This is a genomic window from Paraburkholderia guartelaensis (assembly GCF_004353905.1).
In the GTDB taxonomy this organism is placed as follows: Bacteria; Pseudomonadota; Gammaproteobacteria; order Burkholderiales; family Burkholderiaceae; genus Paraburkholderia; species Paraburkholderia guartelaensis.
In genome coordinates this window covers 264369-287171 of record NZ_SMOD01000005.1, presented here as the reverse complement: position 1 = coordinate 287171, position 22803 = coordinate 264369, and the positions used below count along the sequence as shown (strand labels likewise).

Genomic DNA, 22803 nt, shown 5'->3' with positions numbered 1-22803 from the left:
TTGCGAACCGTCGAAGATAGCGGCTCGATGCCTTTCGGTCAAGCAATTAATGAGAAAGCGGGCACGAACGTTGCGACAGCGCGCACGCCTCGCGGCGTCGGCCAGGAGCCGGCAGGCAAGCCACCAGGGTAGGCGCATCCATGATGCGAAGCATTCTCATAGCCTTCCCGCTACCCTGTCGGCGCGAAAATTTGCTAGGATCCGCGAGTTTTACGACATTTTTCGAACGATTACGCGTACGCTGGCGGCGGCGCCCTGCAACGGATGGCATCAGACAAGGAACTCGCCGACTTTCTGGCGGGCGTCGAAAGACGCGCGTTCAAGCAGACGGTCTACGCCGTAAGGGACGACGACGCCTCGCTCGACATCGTGCAGGACGCGATGATCAAGCTCGCGGAAAAATACGGAGACCGCCCGGCCGCAGAACTCCCCCTGCTCTTTCAGCGTATTTTGCAAAATACGATGCACGACTATTTTCGTCGGCAGAAAGTACGCAATACGTGGGTGAGCCTGTTTTCGTCGCTCGGCAATTCCGAAGACGAGGAGTTCGACCCCCTCGAGACCTTCGAGGCGGAACAGGGCACGGCTGGCGCCGAGAGCAGCGAACAGCAGATCGAGCGCGCCCAGGTGCTTCAGATGATCGACGACGAAATCCAGAAATTACCGGCACGTCAACGGGAGGCGTTTCTGATGCGTTACTGGGAGGATATGGATGTCGCCGAGACCGCCGCCGCAATGGGCTGCTCCGAAGGCAGCGTGAAAACGCACTGCTCGCGGGCCACCCACACGCTGGCTCAAGCGCTCAAGGCCAAAGGAATCACCCTATGAGCTCCGCCCTCGAAAATAAAGAACTAGAGTTCGTGCGGGAAATGCGTCGTGCGCTCGACGAGAGCGCCGCCAACCTGCCCGCTGGTACCACCGCCCGACTCGCCGCCGCGCGCAAGACCGCACTCGCCCACAAAAAGGCCGAGGTCGTGCTCGTGCGCGCACCGGCCCTTGCCGCGGCCGGCGTCGGCAGCATGTCCGGCGCGCCGAGGCACCTGCCCGCGCGGCGCCGTTCGGCGCTCGCCCGCTTCGCGCTCGCCTGGCCGCTCGCGGCGCTCGTGGCGGGCCTCTTTGCCATCGCGTACTTCGAAGATCAGCAACGCACCGCTGAACTCGCCGATATCGACGCGGCCATGCTGAGCGACGACCTGCCGCTCACGGCCTACCTCGATCACGGGTTCAACGCGTATCTGACGCGCGCGCACTAAGGAATTTCTGAGCAGGAGACTGACGGGGTGAGTTACAAGCGCGGCCTGGCCGTTGTCATTGGATGTGTGGTCGCGGCAGTCGTGTCGTATGTGGCGACCTACCCGCGCTTTCACCCCGAGCCCACCGGCGAAAACACCGCTGGCGCGCCCGTGCAGGCGAAAGCGCCCTCGGTCGACAATCCCATCACGAACGCGTTCGCGCCGTTGCCCGGCCAGACCGATCCGCTCGCGTGGACGCATCTGACCGACGCCCAGCACGTCGCGCTCGCGCCGTTTGCCGTCGAATGGGACCGCTTCAGCGACGAGCGCAAGCGAAAATGGCTGAAAATCGCCGCGCGTTACCCGAAGATGTCGCCCGAAGCACAGAAGCGCCTGCATGAGCGCATGTCGGAATGGGTCGGCATGACGCCGGAGCAGCGGCGCGTCGCGCGCGAAAACTACCAGGTTTCCAAGGAATTGCCGGCGCAGGCGCGCCAGCGCGCCTGGAAGGCCTACCAGCAACTCCCCGAAGAGCAGAAAGAGCGCCTTGCCGCGAGCGAGCACAAGCGCCGGCCCACCGTCGTGAGCGCCCCGCCCAGCGGCAACAAGAGCGAGATTCGCGATATCCAGCGCCTCGTCAACGAGCGCGATCACCGCGGCCTGCCGCATGCGCCCCCAGGCGTGACCGGGGCATCGGGCGCGGCCGGCGCGAGCAGCACGGGCTCGGGTCTCGCGCCCGCAGAGCCCGGCGCGCCGAGCGAGCCGGCGGTGGCTTCGTCGTTTGCGTCGGGCATTCCCGCCGCCGGCAGCTTCGTACCCGCCACGCCCATCCCTGTCTCGCCCGCCGAAGCACCCGCGGCGTTCAAGGGCTCCTGAAACCTCACCCAGGCGCTCGCGCGCACGCCGTTCACCCCGCCGCGGCGTTCCGGCATTTCGCCGCGCGCGTTTTCGAGGTTATGCTTCGGACGTCCCGTCCCTGAACCGACGCCATCGTGTCCGAAAGCGCCCAAGCCGCCGCCCTGCCGTCCGCCGCCGTCTCCCCGGTTGAACCCGCGCCCGTTTCGATTCGCCGCCGCCTCGCCGCGTTCGTCTACGAAAGCGTGCTGCTCTTCGGCGTCGTCTTCGCCGCGGGGCTCGCGTTCAGCCTCGTCCTGCAGCAGCGCAATGGCTACACGCATCACAACGCGATGGCGGTCTGGATCATCTTCGTGGTTGGCGCGTACTTCGTCGGCTTCTGGCACAAGGGCGGGCAGACGCTGCCGATGAAGACCTGGCGCCTGCGTGTAGTCGGCCCGGACGGCGAGCCGCCCACGATCGCGCGCGCGACGCTGCGCTACCTCGCGGCGTGGCTCTGGTTCCTGCCGCCGCTCGTACTGCATCCGCTGCTCAATCTTTCGATTCCACACACGCTTGTGCTCGTTGCCCTCTGGTTCGTGATCTGGGCCGCGAGTGCCCGCTTCTCGCACGACCGCCAGTTCCTTCACGACCGCATTGCGGGCACGCGCATTGTCGCAATCGCGCCACAGCGCGCGAAGGCGTAGCAGCCGCACAACAGACCCCATCGCGCCGGAAAAGCGGCCGCACGGTACCCCTGGGACTGCGTAACGAGACCTTCTCGTGACTGTCATGTTGCCGTCACGGCGGCATGGCGCAATGCGCGTATTACAACCTGCCGCGCGCGCCATGGCCCAAAAGACGTCTGCGACCACCCTGTTCCGGCAGACCACCGGACGAGGCACCGACTCCGCCACGTTCCACCCGTCCCCCGGCGGAGCCACCTTTCCCGTCCCGCCCCTGCCACCCTCGTCGATCGACGACGCCCCCTCCACCGGCCCCCACGACGACGATCATCCCGACCCCACCCGCTACCGCACGATCTGGCTCTCCGATATCCATCTCGGCACGGGCGGCTGTCAGGCGTCGTATCTGCTCGATTTTCTGCGCCACAACGAGTCGGAGTATCTGTACCTCGTGGGCGACATCATCGACGGCTGGCAGTTGAAAAAGGGCTGGTACTGGCCGCAGGCGCACAACGACGTCGTGCAAAAGGTATTGCGCAAGGCACGTAAGGGCACCCAGGTCATCTACATCCCGGGCAACCACGACGAGAGCGCGCGCCAGTTCTGCAATCTCGCCTTCGGCGACATCCACGTGCGCGAGGAAGCGTTTCACACGACGCTCACCGGCAAGCGCCTGTGGGTCGTGCACGGCGATCTCTTCGACGGCGTGATCCAGCATGCCAAGTGGCTCGCCTATCTCGGCGACTCGGCCTACACGCTGATCCTGCTGCTCAACCGCTGGTTCAACCGCGTACGCGCGAAGCTCGGCTTCCAGTACTGGTCGCTCTCGCAGTACCTCAAGCATCAGGTCAAGAACGCGGTGAACTTCATCTCCTCGTTCGAGCGCGTGATGACCGACGAAGCGCGCCGCCGCGGCTGCGACGGCGTGGTCTGCGGCCACATCCACAAGGCCGAGATCCGCGACATCGACGGCATCCTGTACTGCAACGACGGCGACTGGGTGGAGAGCCTTTCCGCGCTCGTCGAAACGTTCGAGGGCGAGTTGCGCATCGTCTACTGGACCGTGAAACGCGCGCCGGAAGCGCAGGTCTCGACGCGCAAGGCGCGCGTGAGCGCCGCGTGAGTGTTACCTCATATCGCTACACAGCAGCAGCCATAACCGCACCACCGAACGACGAGAGGGCCGACGACCGATGAAAGTAATGATCGTGACCGATGCATGGGAGCCGCAGGTCAACGGCGTGGTTCGAACCCTGAAGAACACGACGCGCGAGCTCATCGCGCTCGGGCATCAGGTCGAACTGCTCACGCCGCTGGAGTTCCGCACGATACCGTGCCCGACGTACCCGGAAATCAAGCTCTCGCTGTTTCCGAAGCGGCATCTGCATGAACGCATCAGCGCATTCGGGCCCGATGCGATCCATATCGCGACCGAAGGTCCGCTCGGACTCGCCGCGCGCCGCTACGCAATCGACCACGACCTGCCGTTCACGACGGCTTATCACACGCGCTTTCCCGAGTACGTGCAGGCGCGCTTCGGCATTCCGCTCTCGGCGACGTACCGCTTCCTGCGCTGGTTCCACAAGCCTTCGCTTGCGGTGATGGCGCCCACGCCCGTCGTGAAGACCGACCTCGAGAAGTTCGGCTTCACGAACGTCGTGCTGTGGACGCGCGGTGTGGACCTGGACATCTTCCGGCCGATGGAATCGAAGGTGCTCAACACGGCGCGCCCGATCTTCCTGTATGTGGGTCGCGTGGCCGTGGAAAAGAACGTCGAGGCGTTTCTCAAGCTCGATCTGCCCGGCTCGAAATGGGTGTGCGGCGAAGGCCCTGCGCTCGCTGAGTTGAAGTCGCGCTATCCCCAGGCGAATTACCTGGGTGTCCTGAGCCAGCCCGAACTCGCGAAGGTCTACGCTGCCGCCGACGTATTCGTGTTCCCGAGCCGCACCGACACCTTCGGTCTCGTGCTGCTCGAAGCGCTCGCATGCGGCACGCCGGTGGCCGCCTACCCGGTGACGGGCCCGATCGACGTGCTGGGCACGGGCGGCGCAGGCTCGATGAACGACGACCTGCGCGAAGCGTGCCTCGAAGCGTTGAAGATCGACCGCGCCGAGGCGCGTGCCTGGGCCGAGCGCTTCTCGTGGCGCGCCGCCTCCGAGCAATTCGCGGCGCATCTCAAGCCGCGCTCGCGCGCGACGATGGAGCCTTCCAGCGCCGCTGCCTGAGCACGAGGCCGGCTATGGAGCGCGCTTCGATTGTTCGCGAGCGCGCCGGGGACACGGACGGCCCCGGCGCAACCGCCTCCCACGCGTGCGATACTGGGGTTCCACCTGGCACCACCATGACGCCACGTCCTCCGTCACCGCCGCATAGCGCCCAGGGCGCACGCAGTCCCAATCCGCCAGCCAGCCAGCGTGCCGGCGGCTCTACGCGCGCCGCACGCGCCACCGAAGCGCTCGATCCGCGCGCGCCCGCCGCCGTTGCTGCACCCGGCGTTGCTCCGCAAGCCGCACCCGCGTCTGCGGGCGAGCACGGCAATGCGACTGCGTCCAATGTGCCCACGGCGCCCGTTGTGCCCGTTGCGCCGCGCGCTACCGCACAGGAACCGCCCGAGCCGCCGCATCTGCACGAACCGCTCGGCCCCGACGATCCGCTCGCCCCGCTGCCCTTCAACCCCTACAAGGGCAACCGCGGCATCACGCGTGCCTGGAAGGCGCTCAAGTACTCGATCAAGGGTTTTCGCGCCGCCATCCGCGAGGAAAGCGCGTTTCGCCAGGAGCTGACGCTCTCGGCCATCCTCGTGCCGATCGGCGTGATTATTCCGGTCGAGCCCGTCGAGCGCGTGCTGCTGCTCGGCTCGGTGATCCTCGTGCTGATCGTCGAGCTGCTCAATTCGAGCATTGAGAACGCGGTGGACCGCATCGGTCTCGAGCGCAACGAACTCTCGGGCCGCGCCAAGGACCTCGGCAGCGCGGCGGTGACGCTCGCCTTGCTGCTCTGCGTCTTGACCTGGGGGCTGATCCTCGTACCCCGTTTCGGCCCGCTGCTGCTGCACGGCATCGGCGTACTCTAGCGCCCTGCCCCCCCGAACCGCGGGGGCCTCGCCTCTGATCCCGCCTCCTGACAGCGCAAGCTGTCGGTGCGCGCGGGCCGTCGGTTTATAATCAAACGACAGTCTTATAACGACCAACCGCGTCCGGGCCACGCGCACCGCAACATACTCGCGGGCGCCTGAGCCCGGCACTGCATTTTCAGGGCCGGACGACATGGATGCCAAACCTCCCCGCCGTACACGCGAACGGATTCTTGAGTTGTCGCTGAAACTGTTCAACGAGATCGGCGAGCCGAACGTCACCACGACGACTATCGCCGAGGAAATGGAGATCAGTCCAGGCAACCTGTACTACCACTTCCGCAACAAAGACGACATCATCAACAGCATCTTCAGCCAGTTCGAGCAGGAGATCGAAAAGCGTCTGCGCTTTCCCGAGGACCATCGCGCCACCATCGACGAGATGTGGGCGTACCTGCAGTACATGGTCGATTTCACGTGGCGCTACCGCTTTCTCTATCGCGACCTGAACGACCTGCTCGCGCGCAACCGCACGCTGGAGATGCACTTCAAGCAGATCATCAGCCACAAGGTGCACTTCGCGAAGCAGTTCTGCGAGCAGCTCATGGAAGACGGCGACATGGTCGCCACGCCCGCCGAGATCGACGTGATCTCGACCAACATCGGCGTGATCGCCACCTACTGGCTCTCGTACCAGTTCGTGATGAATCCGCGCAAGTACAACGACCAGGAAGCGATTCGCGACGAGCTGCACCAGGTGAGCGTGCAGATCGTCTCGCTGATGGCGCCGTATCTGCGCGGCCGCGCGCGCGAGCTGTTCGACGATCTCGTCTCGGGCAAGCTCGCCAAGCGCGAGTTCTACGACTACCTGCCGCCGCGCGAAGGTGCCGGCGCCGCCAAGGACAACCGGGAATAAAGGCCAAAGCAGAATGAAAGCAGTCTGCGTGTATTGCGGCTCCTCGCCCGGAGCCAACCCGATTTACACCGAAGCCGCACAGGCATTCGGCCGCGCGCTCGTCGCCTCGAACCTCGCGCTCGTCTATGGCGGCGGCAAGGTCGGCCTGATGGGCGTGATCGCCGACACCGTGATGGCAGGCGGCGGCCGCGCCATCGGCGTGATCCCCGAATTGCTGGTGGACAAGGAAGTGGGCCATGTGGGCCTGACCGAGCTACACGTCGTGCCCGACATGCACCACCGCAAGAAGATGATGGCCGACCTCTCCGACGCCTTCGTCGCGATGCCGGGCGGTGCAGGCACGCTCGAAGAGCTGTTCGAGGTTTATACGTGGGCGCAGCTCGGCTATCACCACAAGCCGGTGGGCGTGCTGAACATCGGCGGCTTCTACGATCCGCTCATGGCGCTGCTCGACCACACGGTGCGCGAAGGCTTCATGCGCCAGACCTACCTCGACATGCTGCAAACCGACGGCGATCCCGTGGCGCTGATCGCCAAGCTCAAGCGTTATCACGCGCCCGCGAAGGACAAGTGGGCGGACTTGCGCGAGAACGTTTGATCCAGCCGCATCGCGCCGTTCGCCCGACAATCCGCAATCACCACGCGCAGTTACATCCATGACGAGTACATCGCGATGAGCAAGGTTGTCCTGATCACCGGCGCAAGCCGCGGCATCGGCCGCGCGACGGCGCGTCTGCTTGGCGCACACGGCTGGACCGTGGGCGTCAACTATCTGCACAACGAACCGGCCGCCGACGAAACCGCCGCCGAAGTGGGTCGCGCAGGCGGCCACGCGCGCGTGCTGCGCGGGGACGTTGCGAGCGAGGCGGACGTCGTCGCGATGTTCGACGCGCTCGAATCGGCCTACGGCCGCATCGACGCGCTCGTGAACAACGCGGGCATCGTGGCGCCCGGCAGCCAGGTCGCCGACATGAGCGCCGAGCGTCTGAAGCGCATGTTCGACGTGAACGTGTATGGCGCGTTTCTGTGCGCACGCGAAGCGGCGCGGCGCATGTCGAAGGATCGCGGCGGCGACGGCGGCTCGATCGTCAATGTCTCTTCGGCTGCCGCGCGGCTCGGCTCGCCCAACGAATATGTGGACTATGCGTCGTCGAAAGGCGCGGTCGACACGATGACGATCGGGCTCGCCAAGGAACTCGGCCCGCAGGGCGTGCGCGTGAACGCGGTGCGCCCCGGCCTCATCGACACTGAAATCCACGCGAGCGGCGGCCGCCCCGACCGCGCGGCCGTGCTCGGCGCGCAAACGCCGCTCGGCCGGCCCGGCAGCGCCGACGAAGTCGCGCAAACGATCGTGTGGTTGCTGAGCGACGCCGCCTCGTATGTCACAGGCGCCCTGCTCGACGTGAGCGGCGGACGCTGAACTCGCGCGCTGGCTTCTGCTAGAACGACGAACCGCGCTCGCGCAAGAACGCGGCTTCTTCGTCGGTGGAATCGCGGCCCAGTTGCGCGTTGCGATGCGGGTAGCGCCCAAAGCGCTCGATGATCTGCGCGTGGCGCACCGCGTAATCGTAGTAGCCCTTCCCCTCGGGATCTTTCGCCAGTTCGCCGAACAGACGCAGCGATTCGCGCTGCGCTTCGGCGCTTTCGGCGTGTTCGAACGGCAGATACGCGAATGAGCGGTGCTGAAGCGTGGGCAAGCGCTGATCCGCGCCGCTCGCCACCATCATGCGCGCGATGCCGAGCGCCTTGTCGTCCGCGGAGAATGCACGCGGCGTGCCGCGATGGCAGTTGCGCGAGAACTGGTCGAGCACGATCACGAGCGCGAGCGCGCCTTCGGGCGTCTCGCACCATGTGTCGAGTTCGCCCGCACACGCGGCGTCGAGCAGCGCGCCGAAGCGTTCGCGCAGTTTGGCGTCGAACGCGGCGTTCTTGCGGAACCACATCTTGCGCTCGCGGCCGAACTCCTCCGAACCCGGCGCGCCGAACCAGAAGTCGAGCACCTCGCGCGCACGCGGGTCGAGAGTCATGACGCCAGTTCCAGCACGAGACGCCGCGTGCGAGCGCTCTTCTTCTCGAGCTTCGCCACCCGCAACGCGCCGATCTCCTGCGTGTTGCGCACGTGCGTGCCGCCGCAGGGCTGCAAATCGACGTTATCGATACGCAGGAGCCGCACACGGCCCAGGCCCATCGGCGGCTTCACGCTCATCGTGCGCACGAGTTCGGGGCGTTGCGCCATTTCCTCGTCGGTGATCCATTCGGTCGCCACCGCGTGCGCGCCCGAAACGAGTTCGGCAAGGCGCGCCTCCACCATCTCCCGCTCGATTGGCTCGACGGTCGCGAAATCGAGGCGCGCATAGTCGGTCGTGATGCTGCAGCCGTCCACGGGATACGGCAGCACCGCGCACATCAGATGGCTCGCCGTATGCAGACGCATGTGCCGGTGACGACGCGCCCAGTCGATCTCGGCGCGCACGCGCTCGCCCGCGGCGAGACGCGCGAGCAGCGCCTCCTGGCCGGGCGCGGGAACGTGGAGCGCGTCGTCGGGCGTCGCGCCTTCGAACTTCGCCTTGCGCGTGTCGGCAATCTCGATGCGCGTGCCGTCGGCGAGCACCAGTGCACCGGCGTCGCCAGCCTGGCCGCCGCCGAGCGGATAGAACACGGTCTGGTCGAGCCGCACGCCGTCCTCGCCAACGGCAAGCACGGTCGCTTCGCACTGCGTGAGATAGGCGTCTTCGCGAAAGAGCGCGCGGGTGGTCGTCATCGTGGGTGTCTCCTTGTTTTGCGTACGGCGCGGGCCGCGCAAAGCCGGCCTCCCGCCAAAGGGCCATTATGGCCGCGAGGCGAAGCCGCCCGCTGGACGGGCGCGATGCGTGAGCGCCTGACTGTACTGGCCCACGAACCGGAACAATCGAACGAAGTGAATCAGCCAGTCAATCAGCCCGGATGATTGCGCATCCAGTCGGCGGTATCGAAGAACGAGTGCAGCAGGCGTTCGCGCAGCGGCTCCGCCAGGCCCACGTCTTCCATCGCCCAGGCCATGCAGCGCAGCCACTGGTCGCGCTCCGACGAGGCGATCGCGAACGGCAAATGGCGCGCGCGCAGACGCGGATGGCCGAAGCGCTCGATGTAGTGGTCCGGGCCGCCAAGCCAACCGCAGAGGAACCAGAACAGTTTGTCGCGCGAACCGTCGAGCGTTTGCGGGTGCATCGCGCGGATGCCCGCGAAATCGGCCTCGAGGTCCATCAGGTCATAGAAACGGTCGACGAGGTCGCGCACACGCGCCTCGCCGCCGACGAGTTCGAAGGCCGTGGGTTTCTGCGGCGCTTCGTCGGCTGGATCGGTCATACGGTCAAATCAGGAAAAAGGGGGACGGCAGCGCACTGCCGCAAACGAACGATTTTCGCATAGTGGCGCGTGGCGGGCTGCCGCGGGTTGCTGCACTACGCGTCGCGCAGCGACTGCAGCGCCGGCCGCGCGAGCACGTGCCGCAAGCTGATCCACCCGCCCACGCCCGCGCACACGACACCTGCGGCGATGCCGGCCGGCAGGAGCCACGGATCGAACGGAAGATAGAAGAGAAATACGTGCGTGGCGAGCACCGAGCCCACCGCCTGCGCGCCGATTGCCGCCATGAGCCCCGCGAGCGCACCGACGGAAATGAATTCGGCGACCTGCACCGCGCGCACCTGCTGGTGCGATGCCCCCAGCGCGCGCAGCAGGGCCGACTCGCGCATGCGCTCGTCGCGCGTGCCCGCGAGCGCCGCATAAAGCACCAGCACGCCAGCTGCGAGCGTGAAGAGAAAGAGGAACTGCACCGCGCCAATCACCTGATCCAGCACCCGCTCGATCTGCGCGAGGATCGGCGCGATGTCGATCGCGGTGACGTTCGGATAGCGGGCCACGAGACCGTCCACGACTTCACGCTGCCCGGGCGGCAGATGAAAGCTCGTGATGTACGTCGCCGGGAAATCGCGCAGCAATTCGGGCGGCATCAGCACGAAGAAGTTGACCTTGAACGAGCCCCAATCGAGCTTGCGCACGCTCGTCACGGGCGCCGTGACTTCCAGGCCCGTCACATCGAACTTGAGCACGTCGCCGGGCTTCACGTTGATGAGCTTCGCGAGCCCCTGCTCGATCGAAAGCTGCGGCGTGGCCGAATCGCCATACCAGGTGCCCGCCTCGATGCGATTGTCGTCGGGCAGCTTCGTCGTGTACGAGAGATTGAACTCGCGATCGACGAGCCGGCGCGCGTCCTCGCTCTTGTACGAGTCGGGATTCACGGGCTTGCCGTTGATCGAGATGAGGCGCCCGCGCACCATCGGCTGCAGATCGCTGTCGGCAGCCCCGGCAATGCCATGCGAGCGCAGCCAGGCGGCCACGGCGTCGCGCTGATCAGGCTGGATATCGATGAGGAACTCGTTGGGCGCGTCGGGCGGCGTGGACTTGCGCCAGCCCTCGACGAGGTCGTTGCGCGTCATCGCGATCAGCAACAGGCACATGAGGCCGATGGCGAGCGCCGTGATCTGCAGCGCGCTTGCGCCCGGCCGCCGTTCGAGCGACGCCAGGGCATAGCGCCAACCCACGCCCGCGCGCGCCTGGCCGGAGAGGCGAGCGCTGCGCGCCACGCGCGCCGCACCCCAGAGCGCCGCGCGCGCCACGCAGGCGAACACCAGTAGCCCGATCGCGAAACCGCCTGCAACGATGCCGCCCAGCTTCAACTCCCCCGCCGCGATCACGAGCAGCCCCGCGAAGAGCGCAATGCCGACGCCATATGCCGCCCACGCGACGCGCCCTTCGTCGCCCCACTCGCGTCGCAGCACGCGCACCGGCGGCACGCGCGTGAGCGGCAGGAGCGGCGGCAGCGCGAAGCCCAGCAGCAGTATGAGGCCCGCGGCGATGCCTTCGAGCACGGGCAACGGCCCGGGCTGCGGCAGCACGACGTCGATGAGATTGCCGAGCCACGCCAGCAGCGCGAGATGCCCGGCGTAGCCGAGCGCCACGCCCACAGCGCCGCCCACGAGCCCGAGCCCCGCGAACTCGAGCACGAAAAGCGTGCGCAACGTGCGTTGGCTCGCGCCGAGGCAGCGCATCGCGGCGCAGGCATCGAGATGGCGGCGCGTGTAGCGATGCGCGGCCATGGCGATCGCCACCGCCGCGAGCAGTGCCGTCAGGAGCGAAACGAGCGTGAGGAAGTGGCGCGCGCGGTCGAGCGTCTGGCGCACCTGAGGCTGGCCGTCCTGGAGCGATTCGAGCGCGACGCCGCGCATCTTGCCGCCGTCCACGCGCGCACGCGCCCAGGACGCGAACTGCGCGACGGCCGGATCGGCGCCTGCCACGAGCAGGCGGTAAGTCACGCGGCTGCCATAGCCGAGCAGGCCCGTCGACGCGACCTCGTCGGCGCGCATCATGAGGCGCGGCGAGAAGTTCACGAACGAAAAGCCGCGATCGAGTTCTTTCGTGATGAGCGCGCTCACGGTGAAGGTGCGCGTGCCGACCTTCACCGTGTCGCCGATATGGAGCTTGAGCGCATCGAGCAACTCGTCGTCCACCCAGACGGTGCCGGGCGGCGGAATGCCTTGCGCCGCGTGATCGGGCGCGCCGGGTCCAGCGGCGATGCGCAGCGCGCCGCGCAGCGGATAGTCCGCCGAGACGGCCTTGACTGCGGCAAGGCGGGTAGCTGTTGCGCTCGGGGCGGCGGAAGCGCCAGCCGCTGCCGCCGCTTGTGGCGCCCCCGAACTCACCATGCTCGGGAAGATTGCCGTCGTCGCCGTGCGCAGCGCGAGCGACTGCGCCTCGCGCGCGAACATGGGATCGACGGGGTGATCGGCGCGCACGATGAAATCGGCGGCGATCATGCGCCGGGCGTCGCGCTCGAGGCCGCGCTCCAGCCGGTCGGCGAGAAAGCCGACGCTTGCGAGCGCCGCCACGGCCAGCACGAGCGCGAGCAGCAGCATCGTGAGTTCGCCCGCGCGCCAGTCGCGCGCGGTCATGCGCGCGGCAAGATGCACCAGATCGGACCAGCCTGGCGTGGTACGCACGGCCACCGGTCCACGCTGGCCGCCCGGACCGGCGGAACCGGAGGAACCACCGGCCGCACCCGGCGGCTCAGCCTGCACGAGCCCCGGCCCGCCTTCGCTGCGCGGAGGCTTTGCGTTGGAGGAAGAAGGCGCGCCGCCGCTCAATCGTGACGACCTCGCAACGAAAGTCGCGAAACCATGTGCGTCGCCATGCCGCGAAAACCGCCCTGCACGCCGCGCCACAGGCGCGGCAGCGCCCAGGCCGCGAGCACGAGGAACGCCACGAGCATGACGAGGAAGAGCAAAGGCACGAAGAGCGCGAGCAGTACGCCGACGAAGGTCATGCCGTCCTCGGCGCTCGACGTGACGACGTTCGACACCGGTTCAGGCGACAGATTGATGAGCGCGCGCGTGCCCGCCTTGGCGAGATGCGCCGTACCCGCGAGCGTGCCGCCCGCCAGCGCGGCGACGGTCAACAGCGCCGGATCGGCATGGCCTAGCGCGCCGGCCGCGAGCACGGCCCCGGCCGGAATACGGATGAAGGTATGTACCGCGTCCCAGAGCGAATCGAACGCGGGGATCTTGTCGGCAAGGAATTCGAGCACCGTGAGCGCGGCGGCGATGCCGATCACCCACGGCGAAGCGAGCACGGCAAGCGTGTCGGGCAGGTGGATCAGGCCAAGGCGTTGCAGTACGCCGGCCATCAACACCGTGAGATAGAGGCGCAGGCCACTGCCCCAGGACAGGCCCGCTGCTAGCGAAAGTGGTTCCAGCATGGCTGCCTCCTCGCGTGGCGCGGCCGGGGCGCCCGCGCTCCACGCGTGAAGCGGGAGAGCAGGCGCTGTGCGCACACGCTCGCCGCTCATGCGGCGCGGAGTGTTATCGGGTTATGACCGTTCCATTATAGCCACGCTCGCTGCGGTGCCGCAGCGGTGTTGCGCGGCCGCGGCATAGGGTCCGGACCGATGTATGCGCAGCGAATTTAATCAGGCGGCCGAAGAAAGCTTGAGTCCGATGAGGCCGAGCACGATCAGCGCGGCGCTCGCCACACGCGCGGCGCTTACCGCCTCGCCCATCATGACGATGCCGAACACGAACGCGCCGACCGCGCCAATGCCCGTCCACACCGCATAGGCGGTGCCGAGCGGCAATTGACGCATGGCCATGGCGAGCAGGACGAAGCTGCCCAGCGCCGTGACCACGGTGAACACCGAGGGCCAGAGCCGGGTGAATCCTTCGGAAGATTTGAGACCGGCGGCCCACGCCACTTCGAGCAGGCCAGCGACAAGAAGAAGAAACCAGGACATGGGGAACGCTCCATTTGAAAAAATGGGGCCGTCCCCGATGACGTAAATCCGTAAGGCCGTCCTTACAGAAATGTAATTATAGCACCGACGCGGTGTAGGTGCGCACCGACTGGCTCGAAGCGCAGACTTCTTACTGCACGCCAACCAGCCGATACCCCACGCCCGTCTCGGTGATGATGTGCTCCGGCTGCGCGGGATCGCGCTCCAATTTCTGCCGCAGATGCGCCATGTAGATGCGCAGGTAATGGCTGCTTTCCACATGCGACGGCCCCCAGACCTCGCGCAGCAGTTGCCGATGCGTGAGCACGCGCCCCGCGTCGCGCACGAGGGTGGCGAGCAGGCGGTACTCGATCGGCGTGAGATGCACGGGCGCGCCTTCGCGCGTAACCTGGCGCAGGCCCAGATCGACGTTCACGGCGCCGAAGCTCACCTGCGGCGCCTCGTTCGCCCCACCGCGGTTGCGCCGCCGCAGCTGCGCGCGAATGCGTGCGAGCAGCTCGGAAACGCCGAACGGTTTCGTGAGGTAGTCGTCGGCGCCGGCGTCGAGCGCGGCCACCTTCTCGCTTTCCTGGGTGCGCGCCGACAGCACGATCACCGGCAGATCGCTCCAGCCGCGCAGTTCGCGGATCACGTCGAGGCCGTCGGTATCGGGCAGGCCCAGATCGACGATCACGAGGTCGGGCTTGCGCGTGGCGGCCTCGACGAGGCCCTGCTTGCCGGTTTCGGCGTCGTGCACGACGATGCCCTCGCCCTCCAGCGTTGCGCGCACGAATCGGCGAATCTGTTTTTCGTCTTCGATGAGAACGACGGCGATGCTCGGGTCACTCATTTGCAGGTTTGGAATCGACGTTTTCTTGAGGGGCGGACATCCGTGGGACGGATTCGCCTCTGACAGGTTCGGCGGCGCTCACATGTTCCGCGTCGCCGGCGGGCTCGAGCGGCTCGAGCGCTTCGTGAGCGCCTGGCGTATCGGTCACATCGGCGGGCAGCGGCGGCGGCGACTCCACGGGCAGCGCGAACCAGAAGGTCGCGCCGTCCACATGGCCGTCGGCGGCAACGCGATTGGCTGCGCCGATTGTACCCCCGTGCGCCTCCACGATCGCGCGGCAGATCGCGAGTCCGAGCCCGATGCCGGGCTTGGCCGACTCCTTCTCGCCACGCGTGAACTTCTCGAACACGCGCTCGCCCATGCCGGGCGGCAGACCCGGTCCGTTGTCCTCGATCGAGACGCGCACGAACGGCTGGCCGCCCTCCTCCACGCGCCGCGCCGCGATGGTGAGCGGCGTGTCGGCGGGCGTGTACTTGGCCGCATTCTCCAGCAGGTTCGAGAAGAGCCGCTCCATCAGCACGGCATCGAGCTGGAGCAGCGGCAAGCCTTCCTCCAGCTTCACCTGCACGGGGTGGCGCGCGAGCACGCGGCGGCAAGCGGCGAGCGCGGCGCCCACGGTTTCCTCGAGCAGCGTCCACTGACGATTGAGATTGAGGCTGCCCGCCTGCAGCCGCGCCATGTCGAGCAGGTTCGTGACGATGCCCGTCATGCGCAGCGCCTCGTCGTGAATCGCCTCGATCAGCTCGCCCGAGCGCGCATCCTGCGCATCCCCGGGCTCGTGCGTTTGCGCGAGCATCGACGAAAAGCCGACGATCGTCGTGAGCGGCGTGCGCAGGTCGTGCGAGATGGCCGAGAGCAGCGAGTTGCGCAGCCGCTCCGACTCCATGTTGACGAGCGCGTCGCGCGCGATGTCCACGTAGTGCACGCGCTCGAGCGCGAGTGCGATTTGCGCGGCGAACGCATCGAGCATGCGCTGCTGCTCGGGCACCTGGAGCTCGCGCGCGTCGCGCGTCACGACGGCGAGCACGCCGCGCGTGCGCATCGGCGCCTTGAGCGGCAAGTAGCGCGCCACGGCCGCCGGCAGCGTGTCGGTGCCGTTGCCCGCGGGCTTTTGCTGGTCGTACACCCACTGCCCCACGTCGACGTCGAGATTTTCGGCGTCGAGCATGATCTTCGGATCGGGCTCCTCGATTTTCTGCTGCAGCTTGTCTGCGCTATCCGGCAGGAGCAGCGCCACGCGCGCACCGAACACTTCGCTCACGTGGCGGCTGCCGATCGCCACGATCTGCTCCGTGGTGAGCGCCGCGGCCAGTTCGCGCGCCATCGCGTACATCGCGCCGGTGCGCTGTTCGCGCCGCTGCGCGACGCTCGCTTCGCGGCGCAGGCTCGACGTGAGATGGCTGATGACGAGCGACGTGAGCAGCATGCCGACGAAGGTCAGCAGATATTGCGTGTCCGTCACGGAAAACGACATGCGCGGCGGCACAAAGAAAAAGTCGTACGCCGCGACGCTTGCAAACGAGAGCATCACGCCCGGTCCGCGTCCGAGCTTCGTCGCCGCGAAGATCACACCGAGCAGATACAGCATCACGAGGTTCGCGAGATCGATGCGGTCGATCAACGTGCTCGCGATAAGCGTCACGCACGCGCAGATCACGAGCGCGGCCGCGTAGGCGCGCGGCGGCGAGCGCTCTGCGCCCCCCGCAGCAAGCGCATCGCGCCAGGCGTTGGCGGCGCGCGTCGCGGCACTGGCCGCTCCCCCAGGCTCGCTGCCACCACGCACGGCTTCGCCCGCACTCGCGCGCACGAGCGTGAGATCGACGTCGCCGGCTTTCTCGGCAAGGCGCTCGCCGAACGGGCGCTTCACCCAGCGCGAAAAGCCCGTGCGCAGCGAGCCGCCCGCCACGAGCTTCGATACATTGCGCAGCCGCGCGTAGCCAACCAGCGTGGTCGCGGCGTCCTCGCCCGCGAGCGTCGCCGTTTCGGCGCCCAACTCCGAGGCGAGCTTGAGCGCGCCGAGCGTGCGCTCGCGCGTCGCATCGGGCAGACGCTGGAGCTTCGGCGTCTCCACATACACGGCGATCCAGTCGGCCTTCAGGCTCGCGGCGAGACGCGCGGCGGCGCGCACCAGCGCGTTCGCCTCGGGCCCCGGCCCCACGCAGACGACGAGGCGCTCGCGCGCCTGCCACACATGCTGGATCGACCGGTCGGCACGATACTCGCGCATCTGTGCGTCCACGCGGTCGGCAGTGCGGCGCAGCGCAAGCTCGCGCAGCGCGATCAGGTTGCCCTTGCGAAAGAAGTTGCGCACCGCGCGCTCGGCCTGCGCCGGCATATAGACCTTGCCGTCGCGCATGCGGTCGAGCAGTTCTTCGGCGGGCAGGTCGACGAGCGTGACTTCGTCGGCGCGGTCGAACACGCGGTCGGGCACGGTCTCCCATACACGAATGCCCGTGATCTGCCCCACCACGTCGTTGAGACTTTCGAGGTGCTGGACATTGACGGTCGTGTAGACGTCGATGCCCGCGTCGAGCAGTTCGTACACGTCCTGCCAACGCTTCATGTGACGCGCGCCGGCCACGTTCGAATGCGCCAGCTCATCGACGAGCACGAGTTGCGGCTTGCGTTCGAGCGCGGCGTCGAGATCGAACTCTTCGAGCTGCCGCCCGCGGTAGGCAATGCGCTGGCGCGGCATCACTTCGAGGCCGGCGGTGAGCGCGGCGGTCTCGCTGCGCCCATGCGTCTCGACGATGCCGACCGCCACGTCCACGCCTTCCTCGGCGCGGCGGCGCGCGGCCTGCAGCATTGCATAGGTCTTGCCGACGCCGGCTGACGCGCCGAAAAAAACCTTCAGCTTGCCGCGGCGGCGTTTTTCTTCGTCGCGCTGCAGCCGGTCGAGCAGCTCGTCGGGATCGGGGCGGTTCATGCGGAAGTCGGGATGAATGTCACGTGGGTTGCACCTGGCGCACGAAAGATCGTCTCACCGTGGCGCGGAAATGGCAAACCGCACGCTCGACGCGCAAGGCGTCGAGCGTGCGGCGCGGCTCAACGATCTCGCTTTAGCTAACCTCTTTGCCGTCGAGCGCGAGGTTCAGCTCGAGCACGTTCACACGCGGCTCGCCAAAGAGGCCGAACTGGCGGCCTTTCGTATGACGCTCCACGAGCGTCTGCACGTCGCTCGGGCTCATATGGCGCGCTTGCGCCACGCGCGCCACCTGGTAGGCGGCCGCGGCCGGCGAGATCTCGGGATCGAGCCCGCTGCCCGAAGACGTCACGAGGTCGGCCGGAATCGGCTGCGAGACATCGGTGCCCGCGGCCTTGAGGGCGGCGATGCGGCCTTTGATCTCGTCGGCGAGCGCCGGGTTGGTCGGCCCGAGGTTCGAGGCACCCGAGCTCGTCGCGTTGTACGGCATCGGCGAGGTGGCCGACAGACGGCCCCAGAAGTACTGGGGCGCGTCGAACTGCTGGCCGATGAGCGAGCTGCCCACCACCTTGCCGTCGACTTCGACGAGACTGCCGTTGGCCTGGTGATGGAACGCGGCCTGGCCGAACGCGGTCATCACGGCCGGATACACGAGGCCGGTGATGACCGTCAGTACGGCGAAGATCACGATCAGAGGACGAAACTGCGATTTCATTTTGGCTTCCTATGTATCTATCCGTGTGGGTCGGCGAGGATCAAACCCAGCCGAACGCGGCGAGCACCATGTCGATCAGCTTGATGCACGGGAACGGCAGAAGAATGCCGCCGAGGCCGTAGATCAGCAGATTGCGGCGCAGCAGCGTCGCGGCGCCGAGCGGACGGTACTTCACGCCCTTGAGCGCGAGCGGAATCAGCATCACGATGATGAGCGCGTTGAAGATCACCGCCGAGAGGATTGCCGACGACGGCGACGTCAGATGCATCACGTCGAGCACGCGCAGTTGCGGATACGTCGAAGCGAACGCCGCCGGAATGATCGCGAAGTACTTCGCGACGTCGTTGGCGATCGAGAACGTCGTGAGCGAGCCGCGCGTCATGAGCATCTGCTTGCCGATCTCGACGATCTCGATGAGCTTGGTCGGGTTCGAGTCGAGGTCGACCATGTTGCCCGCTTCCTTCGCGGCCTGGGTACCCGTGTTCATCGCCACGGCCACGTCGGCCTGCGCGAGCGCCGGGGCGTCATTGGTGCCGTCGCCCGTCATCGCCACGAGCTTGCCTTGCGCCTGGTGTTCGCGAATGGTCGCGAGCTTGGTTTCAGGCGTGGCTTGCGCGAGGAAGTCGTCCACGCCCGCTTCGGCGGCGATCGCGGCGGCGGTCAGGCGGTTGTCGCCCGTCACCATCACGGTCTTGATGCCCATCTTGCGCAGCTCGGCAAAACGCTCCTTGATACCGCCCTTCACGACGTCCTTCAGCTCGATCACGCCGAGCACGCGCGCGATACCGTCATGCAATTCGGCGACCACGAGCGGCGTGCTGCCGCGGCGGGCCACATCGTCCACGGCGTTTTCGACTTCGCCGGGGAAACGGCCGCCGTGCGCTTGAACGTAGTTCTTCACGGCATCGGCGGCGCCCTTGCGGATCTCGCGGCCGGGCATGTCCACACCGCTCATGCGCGTCTGGGCGCTGAAAGCGAGGAACTCAGCGTGCAGCGAGTGCATGTCGCGCTGGCGAATGTTGAAGCGCTGCTTCGCGAGCACGACGATGCTGCGGCCTTCCGGCGTTTCGTCGGCGAGCGACGAGAGCTGAGCGGCGTCGGCGAGCACTTCTTCGGTCACGCCGGGCGCCGGCAGGAACATCGACGCCTGACGATTGCCGAGCGTGATCGTGCCGGTCTTGTCGAGCAGCAGCACGTCCACGTCGCCGGCGGCTTCCACCGCGCGACCCGAAGTCGCGATCACGTTGGCCTGCATCATGCGGCTCATGCCGGCCACGCCGATCGCCGAAAGCAGACCGCCGATGGTCGTCGGAATCAGACAGACGAGCAGCGCCACGAGCGCCGTGATCGTGACCACGTGGCCCATCTTCGCGGCATCGACCGAGAACATCGAGAACGGCAGCAGCGTCGCGGTGGCGAGCAGCAGCACGATGCTCAGCGCAACGAGCAGGATCGTGAGCGCGATTTCGTTCGGCGTTTTCTGGCGCTTCGCGCCTTCGACCATCGCGATCATGCGGTCGAGGAACGCTTCGCCCGGGTTCGCCGTGACGCGCACGACGATCCAGTCGGACAGCACGCGCGTGCCGCCCGTCACCGAAGAAAAGTCACCGCCCGACTCGCGGATCACCGGCGCCGATTCGCCCGTGATGGCCGATTCGTCCACCGATGCCACGCCTTCGATCACTTCGCCGTCAGCCGGAATGGTGTCGCCGGTCTCGACGAGCACCACGTCGCCGCGACGCAGGTCGGACGCCGTCATGATGCGGATCGGCGCCTTCGGGTGCGGCTCGTTGAGCTTCTTGGCCATGACGTCTTTCTTGGCCTGGCGAAGCGACGCCGCCTGCGCCTTCGAGCGACCTTCGGCGAGCGCTTCCGCGAAGTTCGCGAACAGCACCGTGAACCACAGCCAGAGCGCGACCGCGAGGATGAAACCCGCGGGCGCTTCGGCCTGGCCCACCAGCGCCGCGACCCAGAGGATCGTCGTGAGCACGCTGCCCACGTAGACGCAGAACATCACCGGGTTGCGCAACTGCGTGCGCGGATTGAGTTTTCTGAACGAGTCCACGATGGCCGGACGCACCAGCGCCGGATCGAACATGGACCGAGTTGCACTATGCTGATTCATTTTCGTTTCGCTCATGTTGCGAAGGCCCCCGTTCAATGCACGCCCATCATGATCAGATGCTCAACGCCGGGACCGAGCGCGAGCGCGGGCACATAGGTGAGCGCACCGACCAGCAGCACCGTGCCGAGCAGCAGCACGACGAAGAGCGGACCATGCGTGGGCAGCGTGCCGCCCGTTACCGCAATACGCTTCTTGCTTGCGAGCGAACCCGCGATGGCGAGCACCGGAATGATGGTGCCGAAGCGGCCGAACCACATGGCAATGGCGAGCAGCCAGTTATAGAACGGCGTGTTCACGGTCAGGCCTGCGAACGCGCTGCCGTTGTTGTTGGCGGCCGAGCTGAACGCATACAGGATCTCGGAGAAGCCATGCGCACCCGGATTGGCGATACCGGCCTTGCCCGCGTCGGCGAGCACCGCGATCGAGGTGCCGACCAGCACGAGCAGCGGCGTGAGCAGCACGACGATCGAAACCATCTTCATCTCGAACGACTCGATCTTCTTGCCGACATATTCCGGCGTGCGGCCGATCATGAGCCCCGCCACGAACACCGCGAGCAGTGCGAACACGAGCATGCCGTAGAGACCCGAACCGACACCGCCGAAGATCACCTCGCCGAGCTGGATGAAGAGCATCGGAACGAGACCGCCAAGCGGCGTGAGCGAGTCGTGCGCCGCGTTCACGGCGCCGCACGAAGCCGCCGTGGTCGCGACCACGAAGATGCCCGTCTGCGCGATGCCAAAGCGCGTTTCCTTGCCTTCCATGTTGCCGCCGGCCTGCAGCGCGCTGGCGTGCTGGTCGACGTTGAGCGTCGTGAACATCGGATTGCCCGTCTGCTCGGCGGACAGCACGCCGCCCACGGCCACGGCGAACGCCACCGTCATCACCGCGAGCACCGCGACGCCCTGCCTGCGGTCGCCCACCACATTGCCGAAGACGAGGCACAGTGCGGCCGGGATGATCAGGATCGCCAACATTTCGATGACGTTCGAGGCCGGCGTGGGGTTCTCGTACGGATGCGCCGAGTTCGCGTTAAAGAAGCCGCCGCCGTTGGTGCCGAGCATCTTGATCGCGACCTGCGAGGCGACCGGGCCCATGGCGAGCGTCTGCGACGTGACCTTCGTGTCCACCGTTTCAGGATTGCCCTTCGCGTCCTTCACCGGGTTGCCCTGGGCGTCGAGCTTCGGCGCGGCGTAGGTCGTGGTTTGCAGCACCGGCACGTCCTGATACGCCTTGAAGTTCTGGATCATGCCCTGGCTCATCAGGAGCGCAGCGATGATCGCCGACATCGGCACGAGGATGTAGAGCGTCGTGCGCGTGAGGTCGACCCAGAAGTTGCCGATGGTCTGCACCGAGTGGCGTGCAAAGCCGCGGATCAGCGCGATCACGACCACGATGCCCGTCGCCGCCGACAGGAAGTTCTGCACGGTGAGGCCGAGCATCTGCGTGAGATAGCTCACGGTTTGCTCGGGCGTGTAGTCCTGCCAGTTGGTGTTGGTGACGAAGCTCACGGCCGTGTTGAACGCGCCGTCCACCGTCATCGCGCCAAACTGCTGCGGGTTGCCAGGCAGCCAGCCCTGAATACGCAGCAGCACATAAAGAAAGCCCACGCCGAGCACGTTGAACGAGATGGTGGCGAGCGCATAGCGCTTCCAGTTCATCTCGGCCTGCGGATCGACGCCGGCGATGCGATAGAGGAAGTTTTCGAGCGGCGCAAAGAGACGCACGACGCGCGAGCGTCCGTCGAGCACGCGCGTCATGTAGCCCGAGACGGGCACCGCGAGCGCGAGCAGGACGACGAGGAAAATCCCCGCCTGGAGCAGATTGTTGGCGTTCATTCGATATCCTCCGCGCGCAGGAGCGCATGGACGAGATAAACGAACAGCAACAGCGTTGCCGCCCCCGATAGCCAGAAGATCCAGGTCATGGGCGCACCCCCTTCGCACCTTGATCGCGGCGGTACTGCATGAGCTTCTCGCAGCCCGCGATCAACGCGTATGTGAGCGCGGCGAAAACCACCAGCCCCCCGATATACAGCACATCCATTGTCGTGTTCTCCATTCGCGGATGACGGATGGCAGAAAGTTACCCGCTAAGGCATTAAATCCGGATCAAAGGTTTTGGCGCTTGCGTAAAAAACGCGTAA

23 protein-coding genes are annotated in these 22803 nt (G+C 66.7%); 10 read left to right on the top strand and 13 right to left on the bottom strand.

Features of this window, described 5'->3' with window-relative positions:
- Nucleotides 1–264 precede the first annotated feature (264 nt).
- The 10 genes from E1N52_RS09140 to E1N52_RS09095 all read left to right on the top strand — a co-directional run bounded on the left by E1N52_RS09140 (nt 265) and on the right by E1N52_RS09095 (nt 8161).
- Nucleotides 265–828 carry an RNA polymerase sigma factor gene (locus tag E1N52_RS09140; protein ID WP_133182074.1) on the top strand — a complete coding sequence of 188 codons (564 nt, stop codon included), beginning with the start codon at nt 265–267 and terminating at the stop codon, nt 826–828.
- Nucleotides 825–1253 carry a DUF3619 family protein gene (locus tag E1N52_RS09135; RefSeq protein WP_133182072.1) on the top strand — a complete coding sequence of 143 codons (429 nt, stop codon included), beginning with the start codon at nt 825–827 and terminating at the stop codon, nt 1251–1253. The genes E1N52_RS09140 and E1N52_RS09135 overlap by 4 nt, the downstream gene beginning before the upstream one ends.
- 27 nt (nt 1254–1280) lie before the next feature.
- Nucleotides 1281–2108: a DUF3106 domain-containing protein gene (locus tag E1N52_RS09130; protein ID WP_133182070.1), complete on the top strand. Its 828-nt coding sequence runs from the start codon at nt 1281–1283 to the stop codon at nt 2106–2108.
- Nucleotides 2109–2224: 116 nt separating this feature from the next.
- Nucleotides 2225–2773 (top strand): RDD family protein, encoded by a 549-nt coding sequence (locus E1N52_RS09125; protein WP_133182069.1) that lies wholly within the window; start codon nt 2225–2227, stop codon nt 2771–2773.
- Between the two features lie 142 nt (nt 2774–2915).
- A complete protein-coding gene (locus tag E1N52_RS09120; protein WP_133182067.1) occupies nt 2916–3875 on the top strand; it encodes a UDP-2,3-diacylglucosamine diphosphatase in 960 nt (319 codons plus the stop codon).
- A 70-nt stretch (nt 3876–3945) separates the two neighbouring features.
- Nucleotides 3946–4977, top strand: coding sequence for a glycosyltransferase family 4 protein (locus tag E1N52_RS09115; RefSeq protein ID WP_133182065.1), 1032 nt, complete (start codon nt 3946–3948; stop codon nt 4975–4977).
- Nucleotides 4978–5093: 116 nt separating this feature from the next.
- The gene (locus E1N52_RS09110; RefSeq protein WP_133182063.1) at nt 5094–5825 is read left to right on the top strand and encodes a diacylglycerol kinase; all 732 of its coding nucleotides are present in this window, start codon (nt 5094–5096) and stop codon (nt 5823–5825) included.
- Between the two features lie 193 nt (nt 5826–6018).
- Nucleotides 6019–6741: a TetR/AcrR family transcriptional regulator gene (locus tag E1N52_RS09105; RefSeq protein WP_028205698.1), complete on the top strand. Its 723-nt coding sequence runs from the start codon at nt 6019–6021 to the stop codon at nt 6739–6741.
- A 13-nt stretch (nt 6742–6754) separates the two neighbouring features.
- Nucleotides 6755–7339, top strand: a complete 585-nt coding sequence (locus tag E1N52_RS09100; protein ID WP_133182061.1) for an LOG family protein — start codon at nt 6755–6757, stop codon at nt 7337–7339.
- 75 nt (nt 7340–7414) lie between these two features.
- Nucleotides 7415–8161 carry an SDR family oxidoreductase gene (locus E1N52_RS09095; protein ID WP_069265296.1) on the top strand — a complete coding sequence of 249 codons (747 nt, stop codon included), beginning with the start codon at nt 7415–7417 and terminating at the stop codon, nt 8159–8161.
- A 19-nt stretch (nt 8162–8180) separates the two neighbouring features.
- Here the strand turns inward: E1N52_RS09095 and E1N52_RS09090 are convergent, their stop codons facing one another.
- The 13 genes from E1N52_RS09090 to E1N52_RS09030 form a co-directional block, all read right to left on the bottom strand.
- Nucleotides 8181–8768 carry a DUF924 family protein gene (locus E1N52_RS09090; protein ID WP_133182059.1) on the bottom strand — a complete coding sequence of 196 codons (588 nt, stop codon included), beginning with the start codon at nt 8766–8768 and terminating at the stop codon, nt 8181–8183.
- Nucleotides 8765–9502 (bottom strand): alanyl-tRNA editing protein, encoded by a 738-nt coding sequence (locus E1N52_RS09085; protein WP_133182057.1) that lies wholly within the window; start codon nt 9500–9502, stop codon nt 8765–8767. Before E1N52_RS09085 ends, E1N52_RS09090 begins: the two co-directional genes overlap by 4 nt.
- A 173-nt stretch (nt 9503–9675) precedes the next feature.
- Entirely contained in the window at nt 9676–10086 is a 411-nt protein-coding gene (locus tag E1N52_RS09080; RefSeq protein ID WP_133182055.1) for a group II truncated hemoglobin, read from the bottom strand.
- Between the two features lie 95 nt (nt 10087–10181).
- Complete coding sequence (locus E1N52_RS09075; RefSeq protein WP_133182185.1) at nt 10182–12731, bottom strand: ABC transporter permease; 2550 nt, start codon at nt 12729–12731, stop codon at nt 10182–10184.
- Nucleotides 12732–12919: 188 nt separating this feature from the next.
- Nucleotides 12920–13534: a DUF4126 domain-containing protein gene (locus tag E1N52_RS09070; protein ID WP_028205704.1), complete on the bottom strand. Its 615-nt coding sequence runs from the start codon at nt 13532–13534 to the stop codon at nt 12920–12922.
- Nucleotides 13535–13744: 210 nt separating this feature from the next.
- Nucleotides 13745–14065 (bottom strand): quaternary ammonium compound efflux SMR transporter SugE, encoded by a 321-nt coding sequence (gene sugE / locus E1N52_RS09065; RefSeq protein WP_028205705.1) that lies wholly within the window; start codon nt 14063–14065, stop codon nt 13745–13747.
- A gap of 130 nt (nt 14066–14195) precedes the next feature.
- A complete protein-coding gene (gene kdpE, locus E1N52_RS09060) occupies nt 14196–14894 on the bottom strand; it encodes a two-component system response regulator KdpE (protein ID WP_028205706.1) in 699 nt (232 codons plus the stop codon).
- Entirely contained in the window at nt 14887–17820 is a 2934-nt protein-coding gene (locus E1N52_RS09055; protein ID WP_133182054.1) for a sensor histidine kinase, read from the bottom strand. Before E1N52_RS09055 ends, kdpE begins: the two co-directional genes overlap by 8 nt.
- Before the next feature lie 133 nt (nt 17821–17953).
- A complete protein-coding gene (gene kdpC, locus E1N52_RS09050) occupies nt 17954–18532 on the bottom strand; it encodes a potassium-transporting ATPase subunit KdpC (RefSeq protein WP_133182052.1) in 579 nt (192 codons plus the stop codon).
- Nucleotides 18533–18572: 40 nt separating this feature from the next.
- Nucleotides 18573–20657 (bottom strand): potassium-transporting ATPase subunit KdpB, encoded by a 2085-nt coding sequence (kdpB, locus tag E1N52_RS09045; protein WP_133182050.1) that lies wholly within the window; start codon nt 20655–20657, stop codon nt 18573–18575.
- Nucleotides 20658–20689: 32 nt separating this feature from the next.
- Nucleotides 20690–22495 carry a potassium-transporting ATPase subunit KdpA gene (gene kdpA / locus E1N52_RS09040; RefSeq protein ID WP_133182048.1) on the bottom strand — a complete coding sequence of 602 codons (1806 nt, stop codon included), beginning with the start codon at nt 22493–22495 and terminating at the stop codon, nt 20690–20692.
- Nucleotides 22492–22584, bottom strand: coding sequence for a K(+)-transporting ATPase subunit F (kdpF, locus tag E1N52_RS09035; protein WP_027819619.1), 93 nt, complete (start codon nt 22582–22584; stop codon nt 22492–22494). The genes kdpA and kdpF overlap by 4 nt, the downstream gene beginning before the upstream one ends.
- Nucleotides 22581–22703 (bottom strand): potassium ABC transporter ATPase, encoded by a 123-nt coding sequence (locus tag E1N52_RS09030; protein ID WP_069265305.1) that lies wholly within the window; start codon nt 22701–22703, stop codon nt 22581–22583. The genes kdpF and E1N52_RS09030 overlap by 4 nt, the downstream gene beginning before the upstream one ends.
- Nucleotides 22704–22803 lie beyond the last annotated feature (100 nt).

Coding starts and splice junctions, on each gene's coding strand:
- kdpA (WP_133182048.1), bottom strand. CDS start 22,495: ATGAACGCCAACAATCTGCTCCAGGCGGGGATTTTCCTCGTCGTCCTG.
- kdpC (WP_133182052.1), bottom strand. CDS start 18,532: ATGAAATCGCAGTTTCGTCCTCTGATCGTGATCTTCGCCGTACTGACG.
- E1N52_RS09030 (WP_069265305.1), bottom strand. CDS start 22,703: ATGGATGTGCTGTATATCGGGGGGCTGGTGGTTTTCGCCGCGCTCACA.
- sugE (WP_028205705.1), bottom strand. CDS start 14,065: ATGTCCTGGTTTCTTCTTCTTGTCGCTGGCCTGCTCGAAGTGGCGTGG.
- E1N52_RS09055 (WP_133182054.1), bottom strand. CDS start 17,820: ATGAACCGCCCCGATCCCGACGAGCTGCTCGACCGGCTGCAGCGCGAC.
- kdpB (WP_133182050.1), bottom strand. CDS start 20,657: ATGAATCAGCATAGTGCAACTCGGTCCATGTTCGATCCGGCGCTGGTG.
- E1N52_RS09120 (WP_133182067.1), top strand. CDS start 2,916: ATGGCCCAAAAGACGTCTGCGACCACCCTGTTCCGGCAGACCACCGGA.
- E1N52_RS09140 (WP_133182074.1), top strand. CDS start 265: ATGGCATCAGACAAGGAACTCGCCGACTTTCTGGCGGGCGTCGAAAGA.
- E1N52_RS09095 (WP_069265296.1), top strand. CDS start 7,415: ATGAGCAAGGTTGTCCTGATCACCGGCGCAAGCCGCGGCATCGGCCGC.
- E1N52_RS09075 (WP_133182185.1), bottom strand. CDS start 12,731: ATGACCGCGCGCGACTGGCGCGCGGGCGAACTCACGATGCTGCTGCTC.
- E1N52_RS09085 (WP_133182057.1), bottom strand. CDS start 9,502: ATGACGACCACCCGCGCGCTCTTTCGCGAAGACGCCTATCTCACGCAG.
- kdpE (WP_028205706.1), bottom strand. CDS start 14,894: ATGAGTGACCCGAGCATCGCCGTCGTTCTCATCGAAGACGAAAAACAG.
- E1N52_RS09090 (WP_133182059.1), bottom strand. CDS start 8,768: ATGACTCTCGACCCGCGTGCGCGCGAGGTGCTCGACTTCTGGTTCGGC.
- E1N52_RS09070 (WP_028205704.1), bottom strand. CDS start 13,534: ATGCTGGAACCACTTTCGCTAGCAGCGGGCCTGTCCTGGGGCAGTGGC.
- E1N52_RS09110 (WP_133182063.1), top strand. CDS start 5,094: ATGACGCCACGTCCTCCGTCACCGCCGCATAGCGCCCAGGGCGCACGC.
- E1N52_RS09100 (WP_133182061.1), top strand. CDS start 6,755: ATGAAAGCAGTCTGCGTGTATTGCGGCTCCTCGCCCGGAGCCAACCCG.
- E1N52_RS09115 (WP_133182065.1), top strand. CDS start 3,946: ATGAAAGTAATGATCGTGACCGATGCATGGGAGCCGCAGGTCAACGGC.
- kdpF (WP_027819619.1), bottom strand. CDS start 22,584: ATGACCTGGATCTTCTGGCTATCGGGGGCGGCAACGCTGTTGCTGTTC.
- E1N52_RS09135 (WP_133182072.1), top strand. CDS start 825: ATGAGCTCCGCCCTCGAAAATAAAGAACTAGAGTTCGTGCGGGAAATG.
- E1N52_RS09105 (WP_028205698.1), top strand. CDS start 6,019: ATGGATGCCAAACCTCCCCGCCGTACACGCGAACGGATTCTTGAGTTG.
- E1N52_RS09080 (WP_133182055.1), bottom strand. CDS start 10,086: ATGACCGATCCAGCCGACGAAGCGCCGCAGAAACCCACGGCCTTCGAA.